A 26,709-nucleotide genomic window follows, 5' to 3' on the forward strand; every position below is an offset into this window, starting at 1 on the left:
GCGTGCGGCTCAAGTGCATCAAACTGGCGGGATTCAAATCCTTCGTCGACCCGACCACGGTGAACTTCCCCAGTAACATGGCGGCGGTCGTCGGGCCGAACGGTTGCGGCAAGTCGAACATCATTGACGCCGTGCGTTGGGTGATGGGCGAAAGTTCGGCGAAGAACCTCCGTGGCGAGTCGATGACCGACGTCATCTTCAACGGCTCAACCAGCCGCAAACCAGTGAGCCAGGCGAGCATCGAACTGGTGTTCGACAACTCCGACGGCACACTGCTGGGCGAGTACGCGGCTTACGCGGAGATTTCCATCCGCCGTAAAGTCACCCGCGACAGCCAGACTACTTATTACCTCAACGGCACCAAATGCCGTCGTCGCGACATCACCGATATCTTCCTCGGCACCGGCCTCGGCCCGCGCAGCTATTCGATCATCGAACAAGGCATGATCTCCAAGCTGATCGAATCCAAGCCCGAAGACCTGCGCAACTTTATCGAAGAAGCGGCGGGCATCTCCAAGTACAAGGAGCGCCGCCGCGAGACCGAAAACCGTATCCGCCGCACCCACGAAAACCTCGCCCGCCTGACTGACCTGCGCGAAGAACTCGAGCGTCAGCTCGAACGCTTGCACCGTCAGGCCGAAGCGGCGAAGAAGTATCAGGAATTCAAGGCCGAGGAGCGTCAGCTCAAGGCGCAACTGTCGGCCCTGCGCTGGCAGGATCTGAACGATCAGGTCGGCCAGCGCGAGTCGATCATCGGCACCCAGGAAATCAGTTTCGAGGCGCTGGTCGCCGAGCAGCGCAATGCCGATGCCGCCATTGAACGCCTGCGCGACGGTCACCACGACCTGTCCGAGCGCTTCAATCTGGTGCAGGGACGCTTCTACTCGGTCGGCGGCGACATTGCCCGGGTCGAGCAGAGTATCCAGCACGGTCAGCAACGCCTGCGCCAGTTGCAGGACGATCTGAAAGAAGCCGAGCGGGCGCGGCTGGAAACCGAATCGCACCTGGGGCACGATCGCACGTTGCTGCTGACTCTCGGCGAAGAGCTGGACATGCTCACCCCGGAACAGGAAGTCACCAGCGCTGCCGCCGAAGAAGCCGCTGCTGCGCTGGAAGATTCCGAAAGCGTCATGCATGGCTGGCAGGAGCAGTGGGACGCTTTCAACCTGACCGCCGCTGAACCGCGACGTCAGGCCGAAGTCCAGCAGTCGCGCATCCAGCAGCTGGAAACCAGCATGGAGCGCCTGGCCGATCGGCAGAAGCGTCTCGGTGAAGAGCGCGCGTTGCTCTCGGCCGATCCCGAAGACGTGGCGATCATGGCGCTCAACGAGCAACTCGCCGAGTCTGAAGCGACGCTTGAAGATCTGCAGACCAGCGAAGAAGCGCAGGTCGAAAAGCTTGAGCAACTGCGTCAGGAGTTGCAGCAGGCACTGACCGCGCAGCAACAGGCGCAGGGCGATCTGCAGCGTCTCAACGGCCGGCTGGCTTCGTTGGAAGCCTTGCAGCAAGCTGCGCTCGATCCGGGCACCGGCACCGCCGAATGGTTGAAGGAACATAATCTCGCTGAGCGGCCACGTCTGGCCGAGGGCCTGAAGGTCGAGGCGGGTTGGGAGCTGGCGGTGGAAACCGTGCTCGGCGCCGATCTGCAAGCGGTGCTGGTCGACGATTTCAGCGGTTTCGATCTGTCCGGGTTCAGCCAGGGCGATCTGCGCCTGCTCAGTCCGGGCAACGATGGCGTGCGCGTGGCGGGCAGCCTGCTGGACAAAGTCGAAGCGCAGATTGATCTGTCGCCGTGGCTGGGCCAGGTCAAACCGGTCGACAGCCTGGAGCAGGCATTGGCACTGCGCGGACAATTGAGCGCCGGCCAGAGCCTGATCAGTCGCGATGGCTATTGGGTCGGTCGGCATTTTCTGCGCGTGCGCCGGGCCAGCGAAGCGGAAAGCGGCATGCTCGCCCGTGGCCAGGAAATCGAGGCTTTGCATCTCGAACGCGAAGAGCGCGAAGCCACGGTCGAAGCCATGGAAACCCGTTTGCAAACCCTGCGCGCGCAACAGCGTCAGCAGGAAAACGGCCGCGAACATTTGCGTCGCTTGCTGCAAGACGAAGCACGCCAGCAAGGCGAATTGAAAGCGCAGTTGTCCGCTGGTAAAGCCAAGGCCGAACAACTGACCTTGCGCCGCACCCGTCTCGATGAAGAACTGATCGAACTCGGCGAACAACGCGAACTCGAGCACGAGCAGATCGGCGAAGCGCGCATGCAATTGCAGGAAGCGCTGGACGCCATGGCGCTGGACACTGAACAGCGCGAATTGCTGCTGGCCCAGCGCGACAGTCTGCGCGAACGCCTCGACCGCGTGCGTCAGGAAGCGCGGCAGCACAAGGATCACGCCCATCAGTTGGCCGTGCGTCTCGGCTCGTTGCGCGCGCAGCATGACTCCACGCGTCAGGCGTTGGAGCGTCTGGAAATGCAGGCCGAGCGCCTGACGGAAAAGCGCGAACAGTTGAGTCTGAACCTGGAGGAGGGCGAGGCACCGCTGGAAGAGCTGCGCCTGAAACTTGAAGAGTTGCTCGACAAGCGTATGACCGTCGACGAAGAACTCAAGACCGCGCAAATCGCCCTCGAAGACGCCGACCGCGAGCTGCGCGATGCGGAAAAACGCCGGACCCAGGCCGAGCAGCAATCGCAACTGATCCGCGGCCAGCTCGAACAGCAGCGCATGGAATGGCAAGCCCTGACCGTGCGCCGCAAGGCCTTGCAAGATCAACTGCTCGAAGACGGCTACGATCTCAACGGCGTACTCGCGACATTGACGGCGCAAGCCAGTGAGCGTGAAGCCGAAGAAGAACTCGAACGGATCAACGCGCGGATTCAACGCCTGGGCGCGATCAACCTCGCGGCCATCGACGAATACACGCAACAATCCGAGCGTAAACGTTATCTGGATGCTCAGGACGCCGATCTGGTCGAGGCCCTGGAGACCCTGGAGAACGTGATTCGCAAGATCGACAAGGAAACCCGTAACCGTTTCAAAGATACCTTTGATCAGATCAATGGCGGTTTACAGGCGCTTTTCCCAAAAGTTTTCGGTGGCGGGCGCGCGTATTTGGAACTGACGGGCGAAGATCTACTCGATACAGGGGTAACGATCATGGCGCAGCCGCCAGGGAAGAAGAACAGCACCATCCATTTGCTCTCTGGCGGGGAAAAGGCCCTGACCGCACTGGCACTGGTATTTGCCATCTTCAAATTGAATCCGGCGCCGTTCTGTATGCTCGATGAGGTTGACGCGCCACTGGATGACGCTAACGTTGGACGCTACGCACGCTTGGTCAAAGAGATGTCGCAGACCGTGCAGTTCATCTACATCACCCACAACAAGATCGCCATGGAAATGGCTGAGCAGTTGATGGGCGTGACGATGCATGAGCCGGGTTGTTCGCGACTGGTAGCCGTGGATGTCGAGGAGGCGATGGCGATGGTGGACGCCTAGCGGCGCAGCTTCGAGCGATAAGCTGCAAGCTGCAAGAGAAGAGCTTGTGGCTTATAGCTCGCGACTTGCAGCTGAGCTGCGCAAAGATGACAACAGGCTGACTATTTGAATGAAAGTGGCAAATCGACACAATTTGCGCAGCGATTTCGACAGACGGTGTAAAGTTGTCTTTGGTCGTGCTAGTTTAATGTCAATTTTTCGTATACGTGGGCAAAACGCCTGTCAGAACATAGAGTTGGCGCCACGTTTTAAAGCGGTTTGCACAATGTAAACCCCTTATTTTTCAGCATTTTTTATAGAGGCACGGGATTACATGGAAATCGGTCTGCGCGAGTGGCTGATCGTCATCGGCATCATTGTGATAGCCGGTATTCTTTTCGATGGCTGGCGCCGTATGCGCGGCGGCAAGGGAAAACTGAAATTCCGTCTTGACCGAAGTCTGTCCAACCTGCCGGACGAGGACACCAGCGCTGAGCTGTTGGGCCCGGCCCGCGTGCTGGACACACATAAAGAACCGCAACTGGACGAGCATGATCTGCCGTCGGTGAGCATGCCGGCCCGCGAACCTCGCGAGCCTCGCGAATCCGGCTCCAAGCGTGGCAAGCGCGGCAGCAATGGTCCGGCCCAAGGCGACCTGAACCTCGACCTCGATCTGGACGGTGGCCCGAGCTTCAGCAGCCGTGACGACGATTTCGTCGAAGACACCAAGCCTGCGCCGGCCGTGGTCGACAAGGACCAGCCGCAAGCCGAAGAAGTCCTGGTGATCAGCGTGATCTGCCGCGACGCCGCCGGCTTCAAAGGCCCGGCACTGTTGCAGAACATTCTGGAAAGCGGTCTGCGTTTTGGCGAGATGGATATTTTCCACCGTCACGAAAGCATGGCCGGCAACGGTGAAGTGCTGTTCTCCATGGCCAACGCGGTCAAGCCGGGTATCTTTGATCTGGACGATATCGACCATTTCAGCACCCCGGCGGTGAGCTTCTTCCTCGGCCTGCCAGGCCCGCGTCATCCGAAGCAAGCCTTCGATGTGATGGTGGCGGCAGCCCGCAAGCTGTCCCAGGAACTGAACGGCGAACTGAAAGATGACCAGCGCAGCGTTCTGACCGCACAAACAATTGAGCACTACCGTCAGCGCATCGTTGAATTCGAACGTCGCGCCCTGACCCAGAAGCGTTGATTGAAAAGATTGCCTCGGCACAAGAGGCAGTCGGCAATATAGATTGAGCAGCCTCGGCTGCTCTTTTGCTTTATGAGAGAACACCCATGACCGCCGCCAAAACCCGCATTCTAGAGCTGCGCGCTGAACTCGATCAGCATAACTACCGTTACCACGTCCTCGACGAGCCGAGCATTCCGGACGCCGAGTACGACCGGTTGTTCCACGAGCTCAAGGCACTGGAAGCGGCCCACCCGGAACTGATCACCAGCGACTCGCCGACCCAGCGCGTCGGCAGCGTGGCACTGACCGCGTTCACTCAGGTGCGTCACGAAGTACCGATGCTCAGCCTCGGCAACGCCTTCGAAGAAACCGACATGCGCGAATTTGATCGCCGGGTGACCGAAGGTCTGGATCTGCCAGCGGGCGATCTGTTCGGTGGTGGCGCTGCGGTGGAGTACAGCTGCGAACCGAAGCTCGATGGTCTGGCGGTCAGCCTGCTGTATCAGGACGGCGCGCTGGTGCGCGGCGCCACACGCGGCGATGGCACCACTGGCGAAGACATCAGCGTCAACGTGCGCACCGTGCGCAACATTCCGCTGAAGCTGCACGGCGAAGGCTGGCCGGCGACCCTGGAAGTGCGCGGTGAAGTGTTCATGTCCAAGGCCGGTTTCGAGCGCCTCAACGCCTCGCAACTGGAAGTCGGTGGCAAGACCTTCGCCAACCCGCGCAACGCCGCTGCCGGCAGTCTGCGTCAGCTGGATTCGAAGATTACCGCCAACCGGCCGCTGGAATTCTGCTGCTACGGCATCGGTCAGGTCTCCCACGATATTTCCGACACCCACATCGGCAACCTCAAGCAGTTGCAGCAGTGGGGCCTGCCGATCAGCCATGAGCTGAAACTGGCCAAGGGCATTGGCGAGTGTCTGGACTATTACCGCGACATCGGCGAACGACGCAATTCACTGGCCTATGAAATCGACGGCGTGGTGTTCAAGGTCAACAGCATTGCCGATCAGCGCGAGCTGGGCTTCCGCGCCCGCGAACCGCGCTGGGCGATCGCGCATAAATTCCCGGCGATGGAAGAGCTCACCGAGCTGCTCGACGTGGAATTCCAGGTTGGCCGCACCGGCGCCGTTACGCCGGTCGCGCGCCTGAAACCGGTCAAGGTTGCAGGTGTCACCGTGGCCAACGCGACGTTGCACAACATGGATGAAGTCGCGCGCCTGGGGTTGATGATCGGCGACACGGTGATCATCCGCCGCGCCGGTGACGTGATTCCGCAAGTGGTGCAGGTGGTCACCGAGCGCCGTCCGGAAAATGCGCGGCCGGTAGCGATCCCGCAGACGTGCCCGGTGTGCGGGTCGCATGTTGAGCGTACGCAACTGATCAAGCGCAGCAAGGGCAAGGAAACGGTCAGCGAAGGCGCGGTGTATCGCTGCGTCGGTCGCCTGGCCTGCGGTGCGCAATTGAAGCAGGCGATCATTCACTTCGTCTCGCGTCGAGCGATGGATATCGAAGGCCTTGGCGACAAGAGCGTCGAGCAACTGGTCGATGAAGGTCTGGTCAGTTCACCGGCGGATCTGTATGCGCTGAAGTTCGACGACATCGTCGATCTGGAAGGCTTCGCCGAAGTGTCCAGCAACAAACTGCTGGCGGCGATTGAAGACAGCAAGCAGCCGGGGCTGGCGCGGTTTATCTACGCGCTGGGCATTCCCGACGTCGGCGAAGAGACGGCCAAAGTGCTGGCGCGTTCGCTGGGTTCGCTGGAGCGCGTGCAGCAGGCGTTGCCGCAAGTGCTGACCTACCTGCCGGACGTGGGACTGGAGGTGGCGCACGAGATTCACAGCTTTTTTGAAGATGCGCATAACCAGCAGGTCATCAGCGAGTTGCTCGGTCATGGTTTGCAGATTCAGGATCAGGGTGAGCTGGGCGCCGAGTTCGCGGCCAGCACCACCCTGGGTGGTTTCCTCGACAAACTGCACATCCCTTCGGTCGGCCCCGGCGGTGCGCAGAAACTGGCGGACAAGTTTGGTTCGCTGGAAGCCGTGATGAATGCGGACTGGCTGGACATGCGTCAGGCGCTGCCGGAAAAACAGGCCAACGCGGTGCGTGAGTTCTTTGCATTGGCAGAGCATCGGCAGATCGCCGAGTCCGCCGAGAAACAGCTGCGTGATTTCGGCATGCACTGGCAGAGCGAGAAGAAAGTCGTCGAAGGTCTGCCGCTGTCCGGCGAGACCTGGGTGTTGACCGGCAAGGTCGAGTTGATGAGCCGCGATGTCGCCAAGGAGCATCTGGAAAGCCTTGGTGCGAAAGTCGCCGGTTCGGTGTCGGCAAAAACTCACTGCGTGGTCGCCGGCCCGGGGGCCGGTTCCAAGCTGACCAAAGCCAATGAGCTGGGCGTGAAAGTGATGGACGAAGAAGCGTTTATCGCCTTCCTCAAAACCCACGGTATTTCCGCCTGAGTCATTGGGTGAACCCAAAACCTGTGGTATCAGCCAATAGCTGTGGAGTATTCGGAACGATGTTGTCTCGGCAATGATCTAGTCTTGGCAAGCCCCAGGGAGAGATCGCCATGTACCGCTTTTTCGAGCAGCTCAGTTCGCGCATCGTCGCGCCGTTCACGGGTGAATCCTCACGCAACAGTAAAGTCTGGCCGTGCCGCTGCGGCCAGTCGCTGTTCTTTCGCAACAGCCAGTGCCTGGCCTGCAACGCGTTGCTTGGCTATCAACCCGAAGAAAGCCGCCTGACCTCGCTGCAGCCTGGGCTGCTGGCCGACACGTGGACCCTCGACGTCGCTCCTGAGGCCGGACTTTTCCGCCGCTGCGCCAACCTCGACACGCCCGCCGCGTGTAACTGGCTGCTGCCGGCCAAAGATCACGACCGCCTGTGCGTCGCCTGCAGCCTCAATCGCACCATCCCCGACCTGTCCGTCCCGGACAACCCTGAACGCTGGCGCAAGGTCGAAATCGCCAAGCGTCGTCTGGTCGCGCAACTGATTACGCTCGGTTTGCAGGTCATCCCGAAAACCGTGGACGAAGACGCCGGGCTGGCCTTCGACTTCATCGGCGTCGACCTTGAAGGCAACGCGCCGATGACCGGTCACGCCAACGGCCTGATCACCCTCGACATCAAGGAAGCCGACGACGCCCACCGCGAACAGGTGCGGGCGGCGATGCATGAACCCTATCGCACGCTGCTCGGACATTTCCGTCATGAGGTCGGGCATTACTACTGGGATCGCCTGATCGCCAACGGCCCGTGGCTCGGATCGTTTCGTGATCTGTTCGGCGACGAACGCGCCAGTTATGCCGAGGCCCTGGATCGCCATTACCAGCAAGGCGCGCCGCTGGACTGGCCGCAGCGCTACGTCAGCGCCTACGCCACCATGCACCCGTGGGAAGACTGGGCGGAAACCTGGGCGCACTACCTGCACATGATGGACGCGGTGGACACCGCGCTGGGCTTCGGCATGAGTGCGCGGGAAATGGATTTCGACTACCAGCCGTTTCCCACCAGCACGCTGTACGACGCGCAGCATCCCGGTGGCGAGGCGTTCCTGTCGTTCGTCAATGCCTGGATCGAGCTGGCAGGGATGCTCAATGAACTGTCACGGAGCATGGGGCAGCCGGATTTCTATCCGTTCGTGCTGCCGGCGCCGGCGATTGCCAAACTGCATTTCATTCATCTGGTGATCCAGCAGGCGGGCGGTCGTGCAGACGAAGTCCTGACCCTGTAGGCGCTGGCGCCGGCTGCGGTCTTTCGCCGTCACTGCATGTCCTTGAACCCGTTCATATTTTTAATCTGCAACCAACGGTTGTAACTTCGCTTCAGATAGGTACAATGGCGCGGCTCGCCGACAGGCAAGCGTCGTTATGGTGACCCCATCGGTCCCCCCGCAACGATTACCCGTGAACCTGGTCAGATCCGGAAGGAAGCAGCCACAGCGGGAACATTGTGTGCCGGGGTGTGGCTGGTGGGGTTACCACCTTAACGAACAATCGAACGCTTCAAACAGAACTGCATGGGTTTCGCCCACTGCGGTTTTTTTATGCCTGTCGATCTTCCGCTTCATTCTTTGCTGTTGCCAGGAGGCTTTTCATGTCATTTCCAAAACTCTTCCTCTGCCTGTTGGCATCCACGTTGCTCGCAGCCTGCGCCACGCCGCTGACGCCTGAGCAACAAGAGGCTCAGGATGCGGAAACCGCAGCGGCCCGCGACTACTTTTCGCGCAAGGTCGAACTCACCGATGATGGCGGCGATTCAGCGGGTTACACCACGCTGGAATTGAAGAACTCCATTGAGGGGTACGTTCTTGCCTACTACGGCGCGGATAAGATGACCCCGCTCTACACCGAAGAAGTCACCAAGTGTGTAGGCAAGATGGGCGCATTTCCTACGCTCGATTGCGAGCTCTACAACGGTGTTCATCGTTGGGCGGGGTTTTCCTACACCGTGGCGTCTGAAGATACGGTCGTAAAGGATCCTCGACTGATTCCGATGCAAAGCCGGATCAATGTCAAAAAAGGCGATCTGATCGTGATGACGCGCCACTCGCCGCAACACTGGCGGTTTGCCGGGCGCTTCTTGCAACCGTAAGGATTCAGCAAAACGTGCTGTTTGGGCCCGAAAAAACCACCTGTTCAGGTGGTTTTTTATTGTGTCTTTGTTGCACGAACTGTCGAGCAGGCCGCCAGCTATCGAACAGGCTTACGATGGCTGTGTGTGCTCAGGCCCCTGGTTCTGCACGACCGGTATACAACCGGATAATCTCATCAATCTCCCCCGACATCTTCATTCGCAGCAATGTGCGCAAGATCCGCTGCACCGGTACTTTCGGGTCATTGCGCACATAGCACCCGACCTTCTGCTCTTGTAGCACCGCCACGCCTTGCAGCTGCTGTTCAGGTATCAACCGCTGATTGAACCAGTCCAGCGTCCACTGGTTGCTCACCGCATAGCGATAACGCCCGGCCAGCAGCTTCTCCAGCACCTGTTCCTGATTGCGCGCATCTTCGCGCTGCAGTTGATCGGCATCGAACAGTGGTTGCAGCGTCGGGTAGGTGTAGCCGAGCACGGTGCCGATCGACTGGCGCGGCAGGGTGGTCGGGTCGACACGGGTCAACGGTGCCTTGCGGCTGACCAGCAGATCACGCTGAAACAGCAGCGGAATGCTCCAGATGTAATCGCCGGACTGATTCGGCAGCCACGATTGCGCGGCATAGCAGCGCACGTCGATCGCGCCTTGTTCCATGGCCGTCTGCACCCGGGCGCGGGGCAGGACATGGAATTGCGCCGGCACGCCGACCTGAGTGGCGAGACTCAGCATGAGGTCGTACAGAATGCCCTGGGTCGGGCGGCCGTGTTCCAATTGCACCATCGGCATGGCCCAGCTGTCGGGCATGGCGAAGCGCAGCGGGGGCTCCGCTGCGGACGTGCTCAGGCTGATTCCCAACAAAGTCGCCAAGGCCCAACGCATAAACGCTCCGGTAATTCCCCATCCCGAGCCGATAAAAGCCTCTGCTCATGCAGCTTAGCCATATTAGACGAGCACACCGGATGCAATTTTGCCCTTGCTCCGCTAGCATTAGCCGCTTCAGCTTCCTTCGTTGCGACGGTTTTCGATGAGTTATCAGGTTCTTGCACGTAAATGGCGTCCGCGCTCGTTCCGCGAAATGGTCGGCCAGACCCATGTGCTCAAGGCTCTGATCAATGCCTTGGACAGCCAGCGGCTGCACCACGCCTACCTGTTCACCGGGACGCGGGGGGTGGGTAAAACCACGATTGCGCGGATCATTGCCAAATGCCTGAACTGTGAGACAGGTATCACTTCCAGCCCCTGCGGTGAGTGCTCGGTGTGCCGGGAAATCGACGAGGGCCGTTTCGTCGACCTGATCGAGATCGACGCCGCGAGCCGCACCAAGGTCGAAGACACCCGCGAACTGCTCGATAACGTGCAGTACGCGCCGAGCCGCGGGCGCTTCAAGGTCTACCTGATCGACGAAGTGCACATGCTCTCCAGCCATTCCTTCAATGCGCTGCTGAAAACCCTCGAAGAGCCGCCGCCGTACGTCAAGTTCATCCTGGCGACCACTGACCCGCAGAAACTTCCGGCAACGATTTTGTCGCGATGCCTGCAGTTCTCCCTGAAGAACATGACGCCGGAGCGTGTGGTCGAGCATTTGACCCACGTTCTGACCGCCGAGAACGTGCCGTTCGAAGACGATGCCCTGTGGTTGCTCGGTCGCGCTGCTGACGGTTCGATGCGGGACGCCATGAGCCTGACCGATCAGGCCATCGCGTTCGGTGAGGGCAAGGTCCTGGCCACCGACGTGCGGGCGATGCTCGGCACGCTGGACCATGGTCAGGTCTACGACGTCCTGCATTCGTTGATCGAAGGCGACGCCAAGGCGCTGCTCGAGGCCGTGCGGCACCTGGCCGAGCAAGGCCCGGACTGGAACGGCGTGCTCTCGGAAATCCTCAACGTGCTGCACCGCGTCGCCATCGCCCAGGCGCTGCCGGAAGGCGTCGATAACGGTCATGGCGACCGCGATCGCGTATTGGCGCTGGCCCAGGCATTGCCTGCCGAGGACGTGCAGTTCTATTACCAGATGGGCCTGATCGGCCGCCGCGATTTGCCGCTGGCGCCGGACCCGCGTGGCGGTTTCGAGATGGTGCTGCTGCGGATGCTGGCCTTCCGGCCGGCGGACACGGCGGACGCCCCGAGGCAACCGCTAAAGCCAGTGGGGATCAGCCAGGCCACAGTTGATTCCGCAAACTCAGTGGCTGCCGCGCCCAAGCCTGCGCCGGTAGTCGCTGCGGCTGTTGCGCCGGCTCCGACGCCCGTGGCGGCCGCGGCACCGGTTCCGGAACCTGCACCGGTTGCGCCCGTCGCGGTTGCCGAGCCAGAACCTGAGCCGGTCATCGCCGCAGCGGTGGTCGACCTGCCGTGGAACGACCCGGTTGAGGCCGAGCCAGAGCCCGTGCAGCAACCCGCCGTCGAACCGGTACTGGAAACCGCTGCCGAGCAGCCCGAGTTGCCGCCGATGCCACTGCCGACTCCGGACAGCGTGGTCCCGGATGCGCCGGAATGGGCCGCTGCGCCGATTCCCGAGCCGTCGGTTGCCGACGTCGATGCCGCCACCCCGGGCATGGACCTGGACGACGAGCCGCCGCTGGACGAGGATTACATCGAGCCGGACATGGATTCGGCCTACAGTTACCTCGACGAACTGGCCAGCGAACACGCTGCTGAGCCAGCGCCGGAACCCGAGCCGGAACCTGCGGCAGCGCCGGCCACCGGTCTTGCACTGCAATGGCTGGAGTTGTTCCCGCAATTGCCGATCTCCGGCATGACCGGCAGCATCGCCGCCAACTGCACGCTGATCGCCGTCGATGGCGATCACTGGCTGATGCACCTGGACCCGGCGCACAGTGCACTGTTCAATGCCACGCAACAGCGGCGCCTGAACGATGCGTTGAACCAGTTTCACGGTCGCACGCTGAGCCTGACCATCGAGCTGATCAAGCCCGAGCAGGAAACCCCGGCCCAGGCTGCGTTGCGTCGCCGGGCCAACCGTCAGCGCGAGGCGGAGGAGTCGATCCACGGTGATCCGTTCATCCAGCAGATGGTCCAGCAGTTCGGCGCGGTGGTGCGACACGATACTATTGAACCTGTCGACGCTTTGGTCCCCCAAGGCTAATAACTGAAGGCGTCCGGCCGCACAGGGCGGACGCTGTTTTGATCCAAGTACTTTTGAGGTGATTCCCATGATGAAAGGTGGCATGGCCGGCCTGATGAAGCAGGCGCAGCAGATGCAGGAAAAAATGGCCAAGATGCAGGAAGAACTGGCCAACGCCGAAGTCACCGGTAAAGCCGGTGGCGATATGGTCACCGTGGTGATGACTGGTCGTCACGACGTGAAAAGCGTGAGCATCGACCCAAGCCTGGTCGAAGGCCTGAGCGAAGACGACAAGGAGATGCTGGAAGCCGTGGTTGCTGCCGCCGTCAACGACGCCGTGCGCAAGATTGAAGCCAACAGCCAGGAAAAAATGGGCAGCATGACCGCTGGCATGAACCTGCCAGCCGGTATGAAACTGCCATTCTGATTCGCCATACGGCGGCAGATGAGCTACACAAAATGCCAGGCATTGCGCTTGGCATTTTTGTTTCTGGCGCCTCCTGGAGTGCGCGTCTTGTGATCTCCCTCGCCCCAGGTTCACAGTAGAAACATCGAACCTGCTATTGCCACAACGGTCTGCTCCCTATACCCCGGAATTCATCATTCACAGGAGACGCTGACATGTCCGACCCTCTTACCCTCAATCAACGTTTTGTCCTTGCCTCTCGTCCTGTGGGCGCGCCGACCCCGGAAAACTTCCGCCTGGAGCGCAAAGCGTTGCCCGACCTCGAAGATGGCCAGATCCTGCTGAAAACCCTGTACCTGTCGCTTGACCCCTATATGCGCGGACGCATGAGCGACGCCCCGTCCTACGCCGCTCCGGTACAAATCGGCGAAGTCATGACCGGTGGCGCTGTCAGCCGTGTCGAGGACTCGCGTCATCCGAAATTCCACAAGGGCGATCTGGTGGTCGGCGCCACAGGCTGGCAAAGCCACAGCATCAGTGATGGACGCAACATCATCCCGATCCCCGCCGGGCTGCCGAGCCCGTCGATGGCCCTCGGTGTGCTCGGTATGCCGGGCATGACCGCGTACATGGGGCTGATGGACATCGGTCAGCCGAAAGAAGGGGAAACCCTGGTGGTGGCCGCCGCCTCCGGCGCCGTGGGCTCGGTGGTCGGCCAGGTGGCGAAGATCAAAGGCCTGCGTGCGGTCGGTGTGGCCGGTGGGGCCGAGAAGTGCAAATACGTGGTCGAGGAACTGGGTTTCGACGCCTGCATCGATCACAAGGCGCCGGACTTTGCCGAACAGCTGGCGAAGGCGTGCCCGCAAGGTATCGACATCTATTACGAAAACGTCGGCGGTCATGTCTTCGACGCGGTGGTGCCGCTGCTGAATCCCAAGGCGCGCATTCCGTTGTGCGGGCTGATTGCCGGTTACAACGCTGCCGAAGCGCCGCAAGGCCCGGACCGCCTGCCGCTGCTGCAACGCACGTTGCTGACCAAGCGTGTGCGCATTCAGGGCTTTATCGTGTTCGATGACTACGGTGATCGTCAGCCGGAATTCATCAGCCACATGGTGCCGTGGGTGCGCGACGGCAAGGTAAAGTTCCGCGAGGACGTGGTCGAGGGCCTGGAGCAGGCGCCCGAGGCATTTATCGGTCTGCTGGAAGGGCGCAACTTCGGCAAACTGGTGGTGAAGGTCGCCACAGACTGAGTATTTGACGCTGGCCAGAGGCGCGGGTATAAACCGCGTCTCGTTGTTTTGTCGGACTTTTTACCCATGAGCTTCAGCCCTTTGATTCGCCAACTGATCGACGCCCTGCGAATTTTGCCGGGTGTGGGTCAGAAAACCGCCCAGCGCATGGCGTTGCAGTTGCTCGAGCGTGATCGCAGCGGCGGTACGCGCCTGGCCCAGTCCCTGAGCCAGGCCATGGAAGGGGTCGGTCATTGCCGCCAGTGCCGCACGTTGACCGAAGACGATCTGTGCCCGCAATGCGCCGATACCCGCCGCGATGACACCTTGCTGTGTGTGGTCGAAGGGCCGATGGATGTCTACGCGGTCGAACAGACCGGATTCCGTGGACGCTACTTCGTGCTCAAGGGGCATCTGTCGCCGCTCGATGGCCTTGGGCCGGAGGCCATCGGCATTCCGCAATTGATGACGCGAATTGAAGAGGCGGGCACGTTTACCGAGGTCATCCTCGCCACCAACCCGACGGTGGAAGGTGAAGCCACGGCGCATTACATCGCGCAGCTTCTCGCCAACAAAGGCCTGATCGCTTCGCGCATTGCTCACGGCGTGCCGTTGGGTGGTGAGCTGGAGTTGGTCGATGGCGGGACGCTGGCGCATTCGTTTGCCGGGCGTAAGCCGATTTCCCTCTGATATTTGTATGGCCTGATCTGGCCTCATCGCAGGCGGACCAGCTCCCACAGTGATTTGTGTTGATCACCAAACAGGGTGAACAACTCCGGACCTGTGGGCGCTGGCTTGCCAGCGATGACCCTCCCCGGTTTCCCTGGCTTGCACAATCTTGTTGAAAACCAAGCAAGCGCTCGGTTAAGTTCGGCGAACCCTCTAGTGGAGTTTGCCCATGCCTGCCTTCCACGAATACTTCGACCCCAGCCACCAAATGGTCCGCGACAGCGTCAGACGTTTTGTCGAACGCGAGATCCTGCCGGATATTGATGCGTGGGAAGAAGCCGAAAGCTTCCCTCGTGAGTTGTACTTGAAGGCCGGGGCGGCGGGGATTCTCGGCATCGGTTATCCCGAAGCGCTGGGTGGCAGCCACGAAGGCGATCTGTTCGCCAAGGTCGCCGCCAGTGAGGAGTTGATGCGCTGTGGCTCTGGCGGCCTGGTGGCGGGGCTGGGTTCGCTGGATATCGGCTTGCCGCCGATCGTCAAATGGGCGCGGCCTGAAGTCCGTGATCGCGTGGTGCCACAGGTGCTCAGCGGCGAGAAAATCAGCGCCCTGGCCATCACCGAGCCCGGCGGCGGCTCCGACGTCGCCAACCTGCAAACCCGTGCTGTGCGCGACGGCGAGTTCTACCGCGTCAGCGGCTGCAAGACGTTCATTACCAGCGGCGTGCGCGCCGATTTCTACACCGTGGCGGTGCGCACCGGCGCGCCGGGTTTCGGCGGTATCAGCCTGTTGCTGATCGAGAAGGGCACGCCCGGTTTCACCGTTGGCCGCCAACTGAAGAAAATGGGCTGGTGGGCGTCGGACACGGCTGAACTGTTTTTCGACGATTGTCGCGTGCCGCTGGCAAACCTGATCGGCGCCGAGAACATGGGCTTCGCCTGCATCATGGGCAACTTCCAGAGCGAGCGCCTGGCGTTGGCCCTGATGGCCAACATGACCTCACAGCTGGCGCTGGAAGAGGCCCTGAAGTGGGCGCGCGAGCGTGAGGCGTTTGGTAAACCGATCGGCAAGTTTCAAGTGATCAAGCATCGCCTCGCCGAAATGGCCACGGCGCTGGAGGTCTCGCGGGAGTTCACCTATCGGCAGGCGGCGAAGATGGCGGCGGGGCAGAGTGTGATCAAGGAGATTTCCATGGCGAAAAACTTTGCCACGGACACGTCGGACCGCATCGCCACCGAGGCGGTGCAGATTCTTGGCGGGTTGGGTTATATGCGCGAGAGTCTGGTGGAGCGGCTGTATCGGGATAACCGCATCTTGTCGATTGGCGGCGGGACGCGGGAGGTGATGAACGAAATCATCAGCAAGCAGATGGGGCTTTGAATGGTTGGTGAAGCCGCTGGCGCCATCGCTGGCAAGCCAGCTCCCACAGGGTTTTGGGGCGTACACAATATTTGTGAACGACTGAAATCACTGTGGGCGCTGGCTTGCCAGCAATGGCGTCAGTGGGGGCGCCGCTTACTTGTCAGTCAGGGCAAACTGCGTCAGGCAGAACGTCGGGATGCCCATGTCCTCAAGTCGCTGCGAACCCCCAAGCTCCGGCAAATCAATGATCGCCGCCGCCTCATGCACCCGCGCCCCCATCCGGCGAATCAGGTTGGCCGCCGCAATCAGCGTGCCGCCGGTGGCGATCAAATCATCGAACATCACCACCGAATCACCCTCGCACAGGCTGTCGGCATGCACTTCGAGGAACGCTTCGCCGTACTCCGTCGCATAACCTTCGGCCAACACGTCCGCCGGCAGCTTGCCTTGCTTGCGGAACAGCACCAGCGGCTTGTTCAACTGATAGGCCAGTACCGAACCGATCAGAAAACCACGGGCGTCCATCGCGCCGATGTGGGTGAAGTCGGCTTCGACATAGCGGTGGGCGAAGCTGTCCATCACCAGGCGCAGGGCCGTTGGCGACTGGAACAACGGGGTGATGTCGCGAAAGATCACGCCCGGTTTCGGGAAGTCGATCACGGGGCGGATCAAGGATTTGATGTCGAAGGAGTCGAAGACCATCGTCGAGGTGTCCTGGCAGGGCTGCAAACGGCGCAGTATACCCGCGGCTGAAACGGTTCGCTCGGCCGCGGGTCGCGATCAGCCTTCGAGCGAGCCGCCGGCCAGGGCGCAGAGCTGGATCGGGTCGAGGATATGAATCTCTTTGCCTTCGGCAGCAATCAGTTCGTTCTGCTGGAAGCGCGTGAATACCCGCGAGACGGTTTCCACGGCCAGCCCCAGGTAGTTGCCGATTTCATTGCGCGACATGCTCAAGCGGAACTGATTGGCCGAGAAGCCGCGGGCGCGGAAGCGTGCCGACAGATTGACCAGGAACGTCGCGATGCGCTCATCGGCGGTTTTTTTCGACAGCAGCAACATCATTTGCTGATCGTCGCGGATTTCCCGGCTCATCACGCGCATCAACTGGCGGCGCAACTGCGGCAGTTGCAGGGCCAGTTCATCGAGGCGTTCGAAAGGAATTTCGCAGACGGAGGTGGTTTCCAGCGCCTGGGCGGACACCGGGTGCTTCTCGGTGTCCATGCCGGACAGGCCAACCAGCTCGCTCGGCAGGTGGAAGCCGGTCAGCTGTTCTTCGCCGGTGTCGCTCAGGCTGAAGGTCTTCAAGGCGCCGGAGCGTACTGCATAAACGGAATCGAACGTGTCGCCCTGGCGGAACAGGAACTCGCCTTTTTTCAACGGGCGACCGCGTTTAACAATTTCGTCCAGCGCATCCATGTCTTCCAGATTCAGAGAAAGTGGCAGGCAAAGAGGGGCCAGGCTGCAATCCTTGCAATGGGCCTGGTTGTGAGCGCGCAGTTTTACTGGCTCAGACATTTCTTTAATCCTTGTGGGAAAACACACATAAGCCGTAAGGGTAACTCACGGGAGGACATTCAGGCCAGTCTGAGGCGAGTTTGTCCTGCGGCCATAAAGCCGCAGCACCTGCAGCCGATAATCAGGTATCAACGCGCATACAAGGAACCCGTCGATGGCCGCCATTGGCACGCTTAACCCCGGTAGCAGTGGCGTAGCGTCGTTGCTGGACACCTCGCGAGCCGCGACCGGCGACGAACAGGAGGCCGGCACCTCGCTATTGGCAACCCCGACCTTGGTCGAAGGCATCAAAGTGTCGCTGTCCGGTGCCGCCATCGAAAAGTCCGCCGGCGCCGGCGGCGATAACCGCGACATCGAAGAGAGCGGCCTGCCGGAGAACATTCAGCAATTGCTGAAGATGATCCGCCAGTTGCAACAACAGATCGCCGAAAAAAATGCGCGGATCAAAGCGGTCATGGCCGACAAGACCCTGTCCACCGAAGTGAAACTCGCCAAACTCGCCGCGCTCAAAGGCGCCATCGCGGCACTGAACAACGGTTTGATCACCGCCAACCTGTCCCTGTCCAAGGTCATGAACCAGTCGAACCTGACCCCGGAGCAGACCATGAAAACCGCCGCGCTGCTGATGAAAAACTAAATCACCCGCGAGAAGCGCTGACGGTTCTGGTGTTCCAGGTAGGCGTCGAAGACCATGCACACCGAGCGCACCAACAGACGTCCGGCTGGCAGGACGTCGATCCGTTCACGTTGCAGGCTGATCAGGCCATCGTCGGCCATGCCTTGCAGTTGTGGCCACAGCGCGCCGAAATAGCCCTGGAAATCAATGTTGAATGGCTGCTCGATATCGGCGAATACCAGGCTGAAGTTGCAGATCAACTGCTGAATCACTGCGCGGCGCAGACGGTCATCGGCGTTGCACACCAAGCCACGGCTGGTCGCCAGTTGCGCGGCGGCGAGGGTGTTCTGGTAGTGGCTGAGATCGCTGCTGTTCTGGCAGTACAGGTCGCCAATCTGACTGATCGCGGAAACCCCTAGCCCGATCAGGTCGCAGTGACCGTGGGTGGTGTAGCCCTGGAAGTTGCGTTGCAGGGTTTCTTCTTCCTGGGCAATCGCCAGTTCATCGTCGGGCAGGGCAAAGTGATCCATGCCGATGTAGCGGTAACCGGCGGCGGTCAGTTGTTCGATGGTGCGCTGCAGCATTTCCAGTTTCTGCGCCGGGCTCGGCAGCTCGTTGCCGTTGATGCGCCGCTGCGGCATGAAGCGTTCCGGCAGGTGCGCATAGTTGAACACCGAGAGCCGGTCCGGTTGCAGGCTGATGACTTCCTCGACCGTGCGGGCGAAATTCTCCGGGGTCTGCTTCGGCAAGCCATAAATCAGGTCGATGTTGATCGAGCGAAACTGCAGGGTGCGCGCCGCGTCGATCACTGCACGGGTTTCTTCAAGGCTTTGCAGGCGATTGACCGCGCGCTGCACCGCCGGGTCGAGGTCTTGCAGGCCGATGCTGACCCGGTTGAACCCCAGTTCGCGCAGCAGGCCCATGGTCGACCAGTCGGCTTCGCGCGGGTCGATTTCGATGCCGTAATCGCCCGAGTCGTCATCCAGCAGATTGAAGTGCTTGCGCAGGTGCGCCATCAACTGCCGCAGTTCGTCGTGGCTGAGAAAGGTCGGCGTGCCGCCACCAAAGTGCAGTTGCTCGACCTTTTGTGCCGGGTCGAGGTGGCAGGCGATCAACTGGATTTCCTGCTCCAGACGTTGCAGGTACGGCAGGGCACGGCCGCGATCCTTGGTGATGACCTTGTTGCAGGCGCAGTAGTAGCAAATGTTCGCGCAGAACGGCACGTGCACATACAGCGACAACGGGCGCAGGGCCTTGCGGCTGTCGCGCAGGGCATGGAACAGATCGAACGTGCCGACCTGACTGTGAAATTGCACGGCCGTCGGATACGAGGTGTAGCGCGGCCCCGCCAGGTCGTAGCGGCGGATCAGATCAGTGTCCCAACGAATGGCGTCGAGCATGCGGGCATTCCCCCGGATAGGCTGGCAGTGTGGCGAGTCTATCGAGGTGCGGCGAGAGGGCTCTTGATTTGCATCAACGGGTGCGAGGAGTCACCGCTTTTGTGGTGAGGGCGCTTGCTCCCTCGCCACAGGTCAGTGGCCCATGAGCCAATGCTGATGCGGCCCCGGCAAGGTCCAGATACCGAAGACAATCACCAGCAAGCCGCCGGCCATGCGCACGCTGCGCTTGCGCAGCAGCGCGGTCACCCGCTCCGCCGCCAGCCCCGTGGCGAGCAACACCGGCCACGTCCCCAGCCCGAACGCCAGCATCAACAGCGCACTGTCGAGCGCATTGCCCTGACTCGCCGACCACAGCAACGTGCTGTAAACCAGCCCGCAGGGCAGCCAGCCCCACAAGGCGCCGAGCAATAGTGCACGAGGCAGGCTCGACACCGGCAACAAGCGGTTGGCCACCGGTTGAATGTAGCGCCACAACCCACGGCCGAGGCTTTCGATACGGGTGAGGCCGCTCCACCATCCCGCCAGATACAAGCCCATCGCGATCAGCAGCAGCCCGGCCAGCACCCGCATAAACAACGCGGCAGGACTATTGGCCACGGCCCAGCCGGCCAGCCCGATAAGCAACCCGGCCGTTGCGTAACTGAGGATTCGTCCAAGGTTGTACGCCAGCAGCAAGCGAAAACGCCGGCTGCGCTGCTCCTTGGGAATCGCCAGCGTCAGCGCGCCCATCAAACCGCCGCACATCCCCAGGCAATGGCCGCCGCCGAGCAGGCCGAGGATCAGTGCCGACACCAGCAGGGGCGCCAGTTCAAGCATGAGGTGGCGCCTTGTCGTCCGGTTTGTGCGCGTTGGCTTCGTCCACCGCCGCGGTATGGTTCGGGTCCTGATCGTCGAACAGGATGCTGTGCGCCGGACCGTCGAGGTCGTCGTACTGGCCGCTGTCCACCGCCCAGAAGAAGATGTACACGGCGATGGCCACGATCAGCAGGGCGGCCGGGATCATCACGTAAAGAGCTGGCATCGGTACTCCAGGTCCGCGCGGCTCAGGCCGGCAACGGACGGGTTTGCGCCGTGAGGCGGGTGGCCGGCGCACTCGGCAGACGAGTCAGGCGCAGGGCATTGAGCACCACGGTCAACGAACTGATCGACATACCGACCGCCGCCCACACCGGAGTGATCCAGCCGAGGGCGGCGAACGGCAACATGAGGCCATTGTACAGCGCGGCCCACAGCAGGTTCTCGATGATGACCCGACGGGTCCGGCGCGCCAGTGTGAAGGCCTGCACCAGGGCGTCGAGACGATTGGACAGAAGCACCGCGTCGGCACTGGTTTTCGCCAGATCGGTGGCCGAGCCCATGGCCACGCTGATGTCGGCGGCGGCGAGGACCGGCACGTCATTGACGCCATCCCCCAGCATCAACACCTTGCGCCCCTCCTTATGCAACTGTTGCAGCACCTGCAGCTTGTCGTCCGGGCGCAGGCCACCGCGTGCCTCGTCGATGCCCAGTTCGGCGGCGACGCTGGCGACCATCGGCGAGCTGTCGCCGGACAGCAGCAGCGTGCGCCAGCCGCGGGCCTTGCATGCAGCCAGCAGGGCCGGCGCGTCATCACGCAGGCGGTCGTCGAGAACGAACCAGGCCAGCGGCCCCTGAACATTGCCGAGCAGCAGCCATTGCCCCGGTTCGCTCGGCATGGCTGGCAGCGCGGCGCCGCTGAGGGCGCAGACAAATTCAGCCTGACCGATGCGCAGACGCTGTGCGCCGACCAGGCCTTCGAGGCCGAGTCCCGGTGCGCTGTGCACCTCTTCAGCGGCCAGCGGGGCGCGGCCGAACGCGCGGGCAATCGGGTGCTCGGAACGGTTTTCCAGGGCCGCGGCGAGGCTCAGGCACTGATCGCTGTCCAGCGCTGCCAGTGGCCGGATCGAACGCAGCACCAGGCGGCCTTCGGTCAACGTACCGGTCTTGTCGAAAATCACCGTGTCGATCTGATTGAGGCCTTCCAGCACATGCCCGCGTGTCAGCAGCAGGCCGAGTTTGTGCAGGGTGCCGGTAGCGGCGGTGAGGGCGGTTGGCGTCGCCAGCGACAGCGCGCACGGGCACGTGGCGACCAGCATGGCCAGGACAATCCAGAAGGCCCGCGATGCATCCAGTTGCCACCACAACAGACCGATGGCTGCCGCCGCAAGCAGCGACAACAGCAGGAACCATTGCGCGGCGCGGTCGGCGATTTCCGCCAGTCGTGGTTTCTCGGCCTGGGCGCGATCCAGCAGGCGGACGATGGCCGACAGCCGCGTGTCCTGACCCAGCGCCAGCACTTCGACGGTCAGTGCGCCCTCGACATTCAGGGTGCCGGCGGTGACCGCATCGCCCAAGGTGCGCGGTTGCGGCAGGTATTCGCCGGTCAGCAGCGATTCGTCGATGCTCGACTGGCCGTCGAGGATTTTGCCGTCGGCCGGCAGGATCGCACCCGGCTGCACCAGCACCCGGTCGCCCAGGCGCAACTCGCTGAGCAGAATGCGTTCGCTCTGGCCGTTATCGTCGAGGCGCAGGCACGAGGCCGGCAGCAGATTGACCAGTTGTGCCGTTGCCGCCGCGGTGCGTTCGCGGGCGCGGCGTTCCAGGTAACGCCCGGCGAGCAGGAACAGTGCGAACATTCCGACCGCATCGAAATACAGTTCGCCGACCCCGGTGATCGAGGTCCAGATCCCGGCGATGTAGGCGCTGCCGATGGCCAGCGACACCGAGACATCCATGGTCAGGTGACGGGTGCGCAGATCGCGCATCGCGCCTTTGAAGAACGGCGCGCAGCTGTAGAACACGATCGGCGTGGTGAGGAACAGCGCGACCCAGCGCAGGATCGTGTGCAGCTCTGGGCTGAGGTCGATGTTGAATTCCGGCCACGTCGCCATGGTCGCCATCATCGCCTGGAACCACAGCAGGCCGGCGACCCCGAGCTGACGCAGGGCCAGACGGTTTTCGCTGGCCAGTTGTTCACTGGCGCGGTCGGCTTGATACGGGTGAGCGGCGTAACCGATGTGCCGCAGTTCGGCGAGGATCTGGCTCAGCGGCAATTGCGCGTCGGCCCAGCGTACATGCAGGCGATGGTTGGACAGATTCAGCCGTGCCTCGGCCACCGCCGACAGGGTGCGCAGGTGTTTCTCGATCAGCCAGCCGCAGGCGGCGCAACTGATGCCTTCCATCAACAGAGTGGTTTCGGCCAGCTCGCCTTCATGGCGAACGAACGGCTTTTGCACGTCGGTGCGGTCGTACAGCGCCAGTTCATCGGTCAGTTGCACCGGCAGCGCTTCGGGGTTGGCCGAGGCTTCGCTGCGGTGCTGGTAATAACTTTCGAGGCCGCCGGCAACGATGGCTTCGGCCACCGCCTGGCAGCCCGGGCAGCAGAACTCGCGGGACTCCCCGAGCACGACAGCGGTGAAGCGGCTGCCGGACGGGACGGGCAGGGCGCAGTGGTAGCAGGGGAGTGGGGTGGTCATGGCATCGTCGAGGGGTTAAACCCTTGCATTGGAGTTGTCCGCTTGCCCTCACCCCAGCCCTCTCCCGGGGGAGAGGGAGCCGATCGGTGTGAACCGGAAGAACGGATTCAGTCGCCGACATCGTTACTGGCATACGCAAAGCGTGCAAGCGCTCGAAATCAGTCCCCTCTCCCTCGGGGAGAGGGTTAGGGTGAGGGGCTTCTGAGGTTGATTCATTTCTTCAGGTCTTCGGCGCCTTGCAAGGGTTCGTCGCCGAGCAACAGCTCCTTGTCATGGCTGACCAGCTCTTCTTCGAACATGCGCCACACGTGATCATCCTGACTGCCCAGCAACTCGACAAACCGCCGGCCTTCAACCTTGTCACCCAACTGGCCGATGTAACGCCCGGTCTCAGTTTCACTGCGGGTCAGGACGATCTTGCGATCCTTCTCCGGCTGGGTCGGCGAAATCAGGTTCAATTCCAGCGTCTTCGGTTGACTGTCACCGCTGAGGCGCAGATCAACTTCGCCGGTGACGTCATCCAGATGCACGGCAGCACGCATCTTCAGGTTCTGCGCCAACAGTTCACGGTCCAGCGAGCGGTTGATGCCTTTGCCAGCCTCGTAATAGTTGTCGTTGACCAGGTTGTCCGGGTTGTTTACCGCGATGGTCACCATGGACAGGGTCAACGTCACCGAACAGGCCAGAATCCCGATGATGATCCATGGCCAAAGGTGCTTGTACCAGGGACTTGCGGCGTTTGCGGCGGGCATGTTCAGTTCTCTCAACGGATTTGTGGGCCGATGAATCGGCTCTTGGCTTCAACGTGGACGCTGTCGTCATCGGCGTCCTTGAGGATGAATTTCACCTCGTTGGTGCTCGATGGCAATTGTTCCGGTGCGCTCGACAGTTCGACCGGCATGCTGAAAATTTCCCCGGCCGGCACCTTGATCTCGCGTCGGCCCTGCAGGCGCAAATCCGGCAGGCCGGCGGCTTCCAGCACGTAGGTATGGTCGCGCTGATCCTTGTTCATGATCTTCAAGCTGTAGACGTTCTCGATCCGGCCTTCGGCGTTTTCGCGGTACAGCACGCGGTCTTTGCTGACGTCGAAACCGACCAGCGAACGCATGAAGAACGCAGTGACCAACAGGCTGATCATCGCCAGCAGCACCACCGCGTAGCCGATCAGGCGTGGCCGCAGTTTATGGGTTTTCTGGCCAGACAGGTTGTGTTCGGTGGTGTAGCTGATCAGCCCGCGTGGATAGTCCATCTTGTCCATGATCGCGTCGCAGGCGTCGATGCACGCGGCGCAGCCGATGCATTCGATCTGCAGGCCGTCACGGATGTCGATACCGGTCGGGCAGACTTGAACGCACATCGTGCAGTCGATGCAGTCGCCCAGGCCCTGGGCCTTGTAGTCGACGCCTTTCTTGCGCGGCCCACGGCTTTCGCCGCGACGCGGATCGTAGGACACGATCAGGGTGTCCTTGTCGAACATCACGCTCTGGAAGCGTGCATACGGGCACATGTAGATGCACACCTGTTCGCGCAGCCAGCCGGCGTTGCCGTAAGTGGCGAGGGTGAAGAAGCCGACCCAGAAGTACGACCAGCCATCGGCCTGACCGGTGAAGAACTCGAACACCAGCTCGCGGATCGGCGAGAAGTAGCCGACGAAGGTCATGCCGGTGACAAAACCGATCAACAACCACAGCGCGTGTTTGGCGAATTTACGCGCGAATTTGTTGGCGCTCATCGGCGCCTTGTCGAGCTTGATGCGCTGGTTGCGGTCGCCTTCGGTGACCTTCTCGCACCACATGAAAATCCACGTCCACACGCTTTGCGGGCAGGTGTAGCCGCACCACACACGACCGGCATACACGGTGATGAAGAACAGCCCGAATGCGGCAATGATCAACAGGCCGGAAAGCAGAATGAAGTCCTGAGGCCAGAACGTGGCGCCGAAGATGAAGAACTTGCGCTCCGGCAAATTCCACCACACCGCCTGATGGCCGCCCCAACTCAGCCAGACCGTGCCGAAGTACAGCAGAAACAGCGCGGCGCCGCCCATCATCCGCAGATTGCGGAACAGGCCGGTGAAGGCGCGGGTGTAGATTTTTTCTCGTGAGGCGTAAAGATCGACGCTGTTGTTCGCGTTCTTGCTCGGTGGCGTGACGTCGTGTACCGGAATCTGGTTACTCATCATTGCATCCCACGGCAGTGGAAAAATGCCTCGGTCGATACGTGCCAACCAAGGTCAAAAGGGGGTAAAGCAGTGGCGCAATGATACGCCTGTCGCTCTGGCTCAAGGGTGCGACCTTTGGTCGCGTTGGGTAAAAAACCTGAATGGTGTAGCGAATGCAACAAAGCATGATGCAGGTCAATTGACTTGTTGAGTATGGTCGGTTTTGGCCCGACGGCTAATGCTATTGATGATCAACGCTGACATCACCGTTTTTGGTCATGGCGGGAAACCTCGCCTATTCAAAGAACATTGGCGAAGTTCATAGGGTTCAACTCAACAACGAGCAGACATAGACCGCCCGGATTGCTCATCCACTGAACCCGACGACGTTTCCAAACCTACCTGATCGCGTGTGTTACCGAGGACCGCAAGCGACTGCAGGCCTATCTGGTGAAGAACAGCCAATGGCGCAATCGAACGCTGATCGACACCATCGCGTTGAGCCTTTGCCAAACGCCCATGAAAAAGCCCCACCAGTGATCTGGCGGGGCGTTGCATGATCAGTTTTTGGCAGCGGCCCATGGGTTGATCAGATGAACGCCGCTGGGTTGAAAATCGGCAACATTACGGGTGACCAGCGTTAGCCCATGTACAAGCGCGGTGGCGGCGATCAAGGCGTCGCACTCATTGCTGCGATCAGGCACATGCAACTGTGCGCATCGGGTGGCGACCGCGGTATCGACTGACAGGATTCTTCCCGAGAATGCGGGTTTGACGTGACGCTCGAGCCAGTTACGCAGCATCCCTCCTTGTGCCGGGTCGCGGCGCTCGATACGCAGGATGCCGGTTTCCAGTTCCAGCACCGTGATTGCCGATAAATACAGGCTGGCCGGGGTGACGCTGTTTGCCCATCTCACCACCTGTTTGTCGGCCTGGGGTTTTCGCAGCTCTGAAACTACGTTGGTATCGAGTAGAAACATCAAGACAGGTCCACGCTACGAGGAGTGATGACGACGCGCTCGGGTTCGAACTCGATTTCAGGCGCATTCGGCATGACCAGCAAATCGACGATGCTGGTCTGGCTGCCGGTCAGTTTCTGATACTCCTCGATGCTCAGCAGTACATGGGCAGGCCTGCCACGATCGGTAATGATGACCGGACCCTGATGCGTGGCTTTTTTGGCAGCACTGGTGTCCTGGTTGAATTCGCGGCTGGAAATAGTCGTGATGGCCATCATGTTCGGCCTCCGGTGATTCTGGTGTAGAAACGTTACTACTTTGGAGTTTGTACAGCAATCGAAAAGGTGGATTGCGCACGATCGGTTGTTCACTGTCATAACGGCACCGACGAAAGCGCCTCTTCCAGAGGGCAGGGCGCTGGATGTTGGACGAATATTCGCTGTGTTTTGCTGACGTTGTCAGGGCAACCTGCCGCCGCCGAGACCGTCCATACCTCCACTGTTACCTGGGCGACCTACGGGGTTTGGTGAGGGTGAGCGTGCGGGCGCCACAGGCGTTTTCACCGGCGTTT

22 protein-coding genes and 1 other RNA gene are annotated in these 26,709 nt (G+C 61.2%); 12 read left to right on the plus strand and 11 right to left on the minus strand.

What is annotated here, in order from left to right:
* Positions 1-2 precede the first annotated feature (2 nt).
* From smc to ACXX9E_RS14870, 6 genes are all read left to right on the plus strand, one after another.
* The gene (gene smc, locus ACXX9E_RS14845; RefSeq protein ID WP_458555610.1) at positions 3-3,491 is read left to right on the plus strand and encodes a chromosome segregation protein SMC; all 3,489 of its coding nucleotides are present in this window, start codon (positions 3-5) and stop codon (positions 3,489-3,491) included.
* Positions 3,492-3,804: 313 nt separating this feature from the next.
* Complete coding sequence (zipA, locus tag ACXX9E_RS14850) at positions 3,805-4,668, plus strand: cell division protein ZipA (RefSeq protein WP_123463590.1); 864 nt, start codon at positions 3,805-3,807, stop codon at positions 4,666-4,668.
* Positions 4,669-4,754: 86 nt separating this feature from the next.
* Positions 4,755-7,112, plus strand: coding sequence for an NAD-dependent DNA ligase LigA (gene ligA, locus ACXX9E_RS14855; protein WP_458555611.1), 2,358 nt, complete (start codon positions 4,755-4,757; stop codon positions 7,110-7,112).
* Between the two features lie 110 nt (positions 7,113-7,222).
* Complete coding sequence (locus tag ACXX9E_RS14860) at positions 7,223-8,386, plus strand: zinc-binding metallopeptidase family protein (RefSeq protein ID WP_458555612.1); 1,164 nt, start codon at positions 7,223-7,225, stop codon at positions 8,384-8,386.
* A 146-nt stretch (positions 8,387-8,532) separates the two neighbouring features.
* Positions 8,533-8,629, plus strand: an RNA gene (ffs, locus tag ACXX9E_RS14865) — signal recognition particle sRNA small type.
* 119 nt (positions 8,630-8,748) lie between these two features.
* Positions 8,749-9,246 carry a hypothetical protein gene (locus ACXX9E_RS14870; RefSeq protein WP_222833322.1) on the plus strand — a complete coding sequence of 166 codons (498 nt, stop codon included), beginning with the start codon at positions 8,749-8,751 and terminating at the stop codon, positions 9,244-9,246.
* 130 nt (positions 9,247-9,376) lie between these two features.
* Here the strand turns inward: ACXX9E_RS14870 and ACXX9E_RS14875 are convergent, their stop codons facing one another.
* Complete coding sequence (locus tag ACXX9E_RS14875; protein WP_458555613.1) at positions 9,377-10,126, minus strand: substrate-binding periplasmic protein; 750 nt, start codon at positions 10,124-10,126, stop codon at positions 9,377-9,379.
* Positions 10,127-10,271: 145 nt separating this feature from the next.
* On the opposite strand from ACXX9E_RS14875, the gene dnaX reads away from it, so the two are divergent.
* The 5 genes from dnaX (at position 10,272) to ACXX9E_RS14900 (ending at position 16,011) form a co-directional block, all read left to right on the plus strand.
* Positions 10,272-12,350, plus strand: a complete 2,079-nt coding sequence (gene dnaX / locus ACXX9E_RS14880; RefSeq protein WP_458555614.1) for a DNA polymerase III subunit gamma/tau — start codon at positions 10,272-10,274, stop codon at positions 12,348-12,350.
* A gap of 67 nt (positions 12,351-12,417) precedes the next feature.
* A complete protein-coding gene (locus ACXX9E_RS14885) occupies positions 12,418-12,756 on the plus strand; it encodes a YbaB/EbfC family nucleoid-associated protein (protein WP_003223337.1) in 339 nt (112 codons plus the stop codon).
* 194 nt (positions 12,757-12,950) lie between these two features.
* The gene (gene curA, locus ACXX9E_RS14890; protein WP_458555615.1) at positions 12,951-13,985 is read left to right on the plus strand and encodes an NADPH-dependent curcumin/dihydrocurcumin reductase; all 1,035 of its coding nucleotides are present in this window, start codon (positions 12,951-12,953) and stop codon (positions 13,983-13,985) included.
* 66 nt (positions 13,986-14,051) lie between these two features.
* Positions 14,052-14,654 carry a recombination mediator RecR gene (recR, locus tag ACXX9E_RS14895; protein WP_123463576.1) on the plus strand — a complete coding sequence of 201 codons (603 nt, stop codon included), beginning with the start codon at positions 14,052-14,054 and terminating at the stop codon, positions 14,652-14,654.
* Between the two features lie 208 nt (positions 14,655-14,862).
* Entirely contained in the window at positions 14,863-16,011 is a 1,149-nt protein-coding gene (locus tag ACXX9E_RS14900) for an acyl-CoA dehydrogenase family protein (RefSeq protein WP_458555616.1), read from the plus strand.
* A gap of 135 nt (positions 16,012-16,146) precedes the next feature.
* On the opposite strand, the gene ACXX9E_RS14905 is transcribed toward ACXX9E_RS14900, so the two are convergent.
* Both ACXX9E_RS14905 and fnr read right to left on the minus strand, forming a co-directional pair.
* Positions 16,147-16,695, minus strand: coding sequence for an adenine phosphoribosyltransferase (locus ACXX9E_RS14905; protein WP_027921719.1), 549 nt, complete (start codon positions 16,693-16,695; stop codon positions 16,147-16,149).
* 78 nt (positions 16,696-16,773) lie between these two features.
* Complete coding sequence (gene fnr / locus ACXX9E_RS14910) at positions 16,774-17,508, minus strand: fumarate/nitrate reduction transcriptional regulator Fnr (RefSeq protein WP_025110355.1); 735 nt, start codon at positions 17,506-17,508, stop codon at positions 16,774-16,776.
* A gap of 154 nt (positions 17,509-17,662) precedes the next feature.
* Between fnr and ACXX9E_RS14915 the strand changes: the two genes are divergently transcribed.
* On the plus strand, positions 17,663-18,145 hold the full coding sequence (locus ACXX9E_RS14915; RefSeq protein WP_123463573.1) for a hypothetical protein: 483 nt from the start codon (positions 17,663-17,665) through the stop codon (positions 18,143-18,145).
* Here the strand turns inward: ACXX9E_RS14915 and hemN are convergent.
* The 8 genes from hemN to ACXX9E_RS14955 form a co-directional block, all read right to left on the minus strand.
* On the minus strand, positions 18,142-19,524 hold the full coding sequence (gene hemN, locus ACXX9E_RS14920; protein ID WP_128615625.1) for an oxygen-independent coproporphyrinogen III oxidase: 1,383 nt from the start codon (positions 19,522-19,524) through the stop codon (positions 18,142-18,144). The genes ACXX9E_RS14915 and hemN overlap by 4 nt on opposite strands.
* A 132-nt stretch (positions 19,525-19,656) precedes the next feature.
* The gene (locus ACXX9E_RS14925; protein ID WP_123463569.1) at positions 19,657-20,340 is read right to left on the minus strand and encodes a sulfite exporter TauE/SafE family protein; all 684 of its coding nucleotides are present in this window, start codon (positions 20,338-20,340) and stop codon (positions 19,657-19,659) included.
* On the minus strand, positions 20,333-20,545 hold the full coding sequence (ccoS, locus tag ACXX9E_RS14930) for a cbb3-type cytochrome oxidase assembly protein CcoS (protein ID WP_128615624.1): 213 nt from the start codon (positions 20,543-20,545) through the stop codon (positions 20,333-20,335). The genes ACXX9E_RS14925 and ccoS overlap by 8 nt, the downstream gene beginning before the upstream one ends.
* Before the next feature lie 22 nt (positions 20,546-20,567).
* Positions 20,568-23,018 (minus strand): heavy metal translocating P-type ATPase, encoded by a 2,451-nt coding sequence (locus ACXX9E_RS14935; protein ID WP_458555617.1) that lies wholly within the window; start codon positions 23,016-23,018, stop codon positions 20,568-20,570.
* Between the two features lie 212 nt (positions 23,019-23,230).
* Positions 23,231-23,770, minus strand: a complete 540-nt coding sequence (locus ACXX9E_RS14940; protein WP_128614875.1) for a FixH family protein — start codon at positions 23,768-23,770, stop codon at positions 23,231-23,233.
* A gap of 11 nt (positions 23,771-23,781) precedes the next feature.
* On the minus strand, positions 23,782-25,197 hold the full coding sequence (ccoG, locus tag ACXX9E_RS14945; RefSeq protein WP_123463559.1) for a cytochrome c oxidase accessory protein CcoG: 1,416 nt from the start codon (positions 25,195-25,197) through the stop codon (positions 23,782-23,784).
* Positions 25,198-25,739: 542 nt separating this feature from the next.
* Positions 25,740-26,159 (minus strand): type II toxin-antitoxin system VapC family toxin, encoded by a 420-nt coding sequence (locus tag ACXX9E_RS14950; RefSeq protein WP_123463557.1) that lies wholly within the window; start codon positions 26,157-26,159, stop codon positions 25,740-25,742.
* Positions 26,159-26,413: a type II toxin-antitoxin system Phd/YefM family antitoxin gene (locus tag ACXX9E_RS14955; RefSeq protein ID WP_177490565.1), complete on the minus strand. Its 255-nt coding sequence runs from the start codon at positions 26,411-26,413 to the stop codon at positions 26,159-26,161. The genes ACXX9E_RS14950 and ACXX9E_RS14955 overlap by 1 nt, the downstream gene beginning before the upstream one ends.
* Positions 26,414-26,709: the final 296 nt, after the last annotated feature.

The organism is Pseudomonas sp. GNP014 (assembly GCF_054344005.1).

Bases quoted from the DNA above. Each gene is read 5' to 3' on its own strand.
- zipA (WP_123463590.1), top strand. From the start codon at position 3,805: ATGGAAATCGGTCTGCGCGAGTGGCTGATCGTCATCGGCATCATTGTG.
- ligA (WP_458555611.1), top strand. From the start codon at position 4,755: ATGACCGCCGCCAAAACCCGCATTCTAGAGCTGCGCGCTGAACTCGAT.
- ACXX9E_RS14860 (WP_458555612.1), top strand. From the start codon at position 7,223: ATGTACCGCTTTTTCGAGCAGCTCAGTTCGCGCATCGTCGCGCCGTTC.
- ACXX9E_RS14870 (WP_222833322.1), top strand. From the start codon at position 8,749: ATGTCATTTCCAAAACTCTTCCTCTGCCTGTTGGCATCCACGTTGCTC.
- ACXX9E_RS14875 (WP_458555613.1), bottom strand. From the start codon at position 10,126: ATGCGTTGGGCCTTGGCGACTTTGTTGGGAATCAGCCTGAGCACGTCC.
- dnaX (WP_458555614.1), top strand. From the start codon at position 10,272: ATGAGTTATCAGGTTCTTGCACGTAAATGGCGTCCGCGCTCGTTCCGC.
- ACXX9E_RS14885 (WP_003223337.1), top strand. From the start codon at position 12,418: ATGATGAAAGGTGGCATGGCCGGCCTGATGAAGCAGGCGCAGCAGATG.
- curA (WP_458555615.1), top strand. From the start codon at position 12,951: ATGTCCGACCCTCTTACCCTCAATCAACGTTTTGTCCTTGCCTCTCGT.
- recR (WP_123463576.1), top strand. From the start codon at position 14,052: ATGAGCTTCAGCCCTTTGATTCGCCAACTGATCGACGCCCTGCGAATT.
- ACXX9E_RS14900 (WP_458555616.1), top strand. From the start codon at position 14,863: ATGCCTGCCTTCCACGAATACTTCGACCCCAGCCACCAAATGGTCCGC.
- ACXX9E_RS14905 (WP_027921719.1), bottom strand. From the start codon at position 16,695: ATGGTCTTCGACTCCTTCGACATCAAATCCTTGATCCGCCCCGTGATC.
- fnr (WP_025110355.1), bottom strand. From the start codon at position 17,508: ATGTCTGAGCCAGTAAAACTGCGCGCTCACAACCAGGCCCATTGCAAG.
- ACXX9E_RS14915 (WP_123463573.1), top strand. From the start codon at position 17,663: ATGGCCGCCATTGGCACGCTTAACCCCGGTAGCAGTGGCGTAGCGTCG.
- hemN (WP_128615625.1), bottom strand. From the start codon at position 19,524: ATGCTCGACGCCATTCGTTGGGACACTGATCTGATCCGCCGCTACGAC.
- ACXX9E_RS14925 (WP_123463569.1), bottom strand. From the start codon at position 20,340: ATGCTTGAACTGGCGCCCCTGCTGGTGTCGGCACTGATCCTCGGCCTG.
- ccoS (WP_128615624.1), bottom strand. From the start codon at position 20,545: ATGCCAGCTCTTTACGTGATGATCCCGGCCGCCCTGCTGATCGTGGCC.
- ACXX9E_RS14935 (WP_458555617.1), bottom strand. From the start codon at position 23,018: ATGACCACCCCACTCCCCTGCTACCACTGCGCCCTGCCCGTCCCGTCC.
- ACXX9E_RS14940 (WP_128614875.1), bottom strand. From the start codon at position 23,770: ATGCCCGCCGCAAACGCCGCAAGTCCCTGGTACAAGCACCTTTGGCCA.
- ccoG (WP_123463559.1), bottom strand. From the start codon at position 25,197: ATGAGTAACCAGATTCCGGTACACGACGTCACGCCACCGAGCAAGAAC.
- ACXX9E_RS14950 (WP_123463557.1), bottom strand. From the start codon at position 26,159: ATGTTTCTACTCGATACCAACGTAGTTTCAGAGCTGCGAAAACCCCAG.
- ACXX9E_RS14955 (WP_177490565.1), bottom strand. From the start codon at position 26,413: ATGGCCATCACGACTATTTCCAGCCGCGAATTCAACCAGGACACCAGT.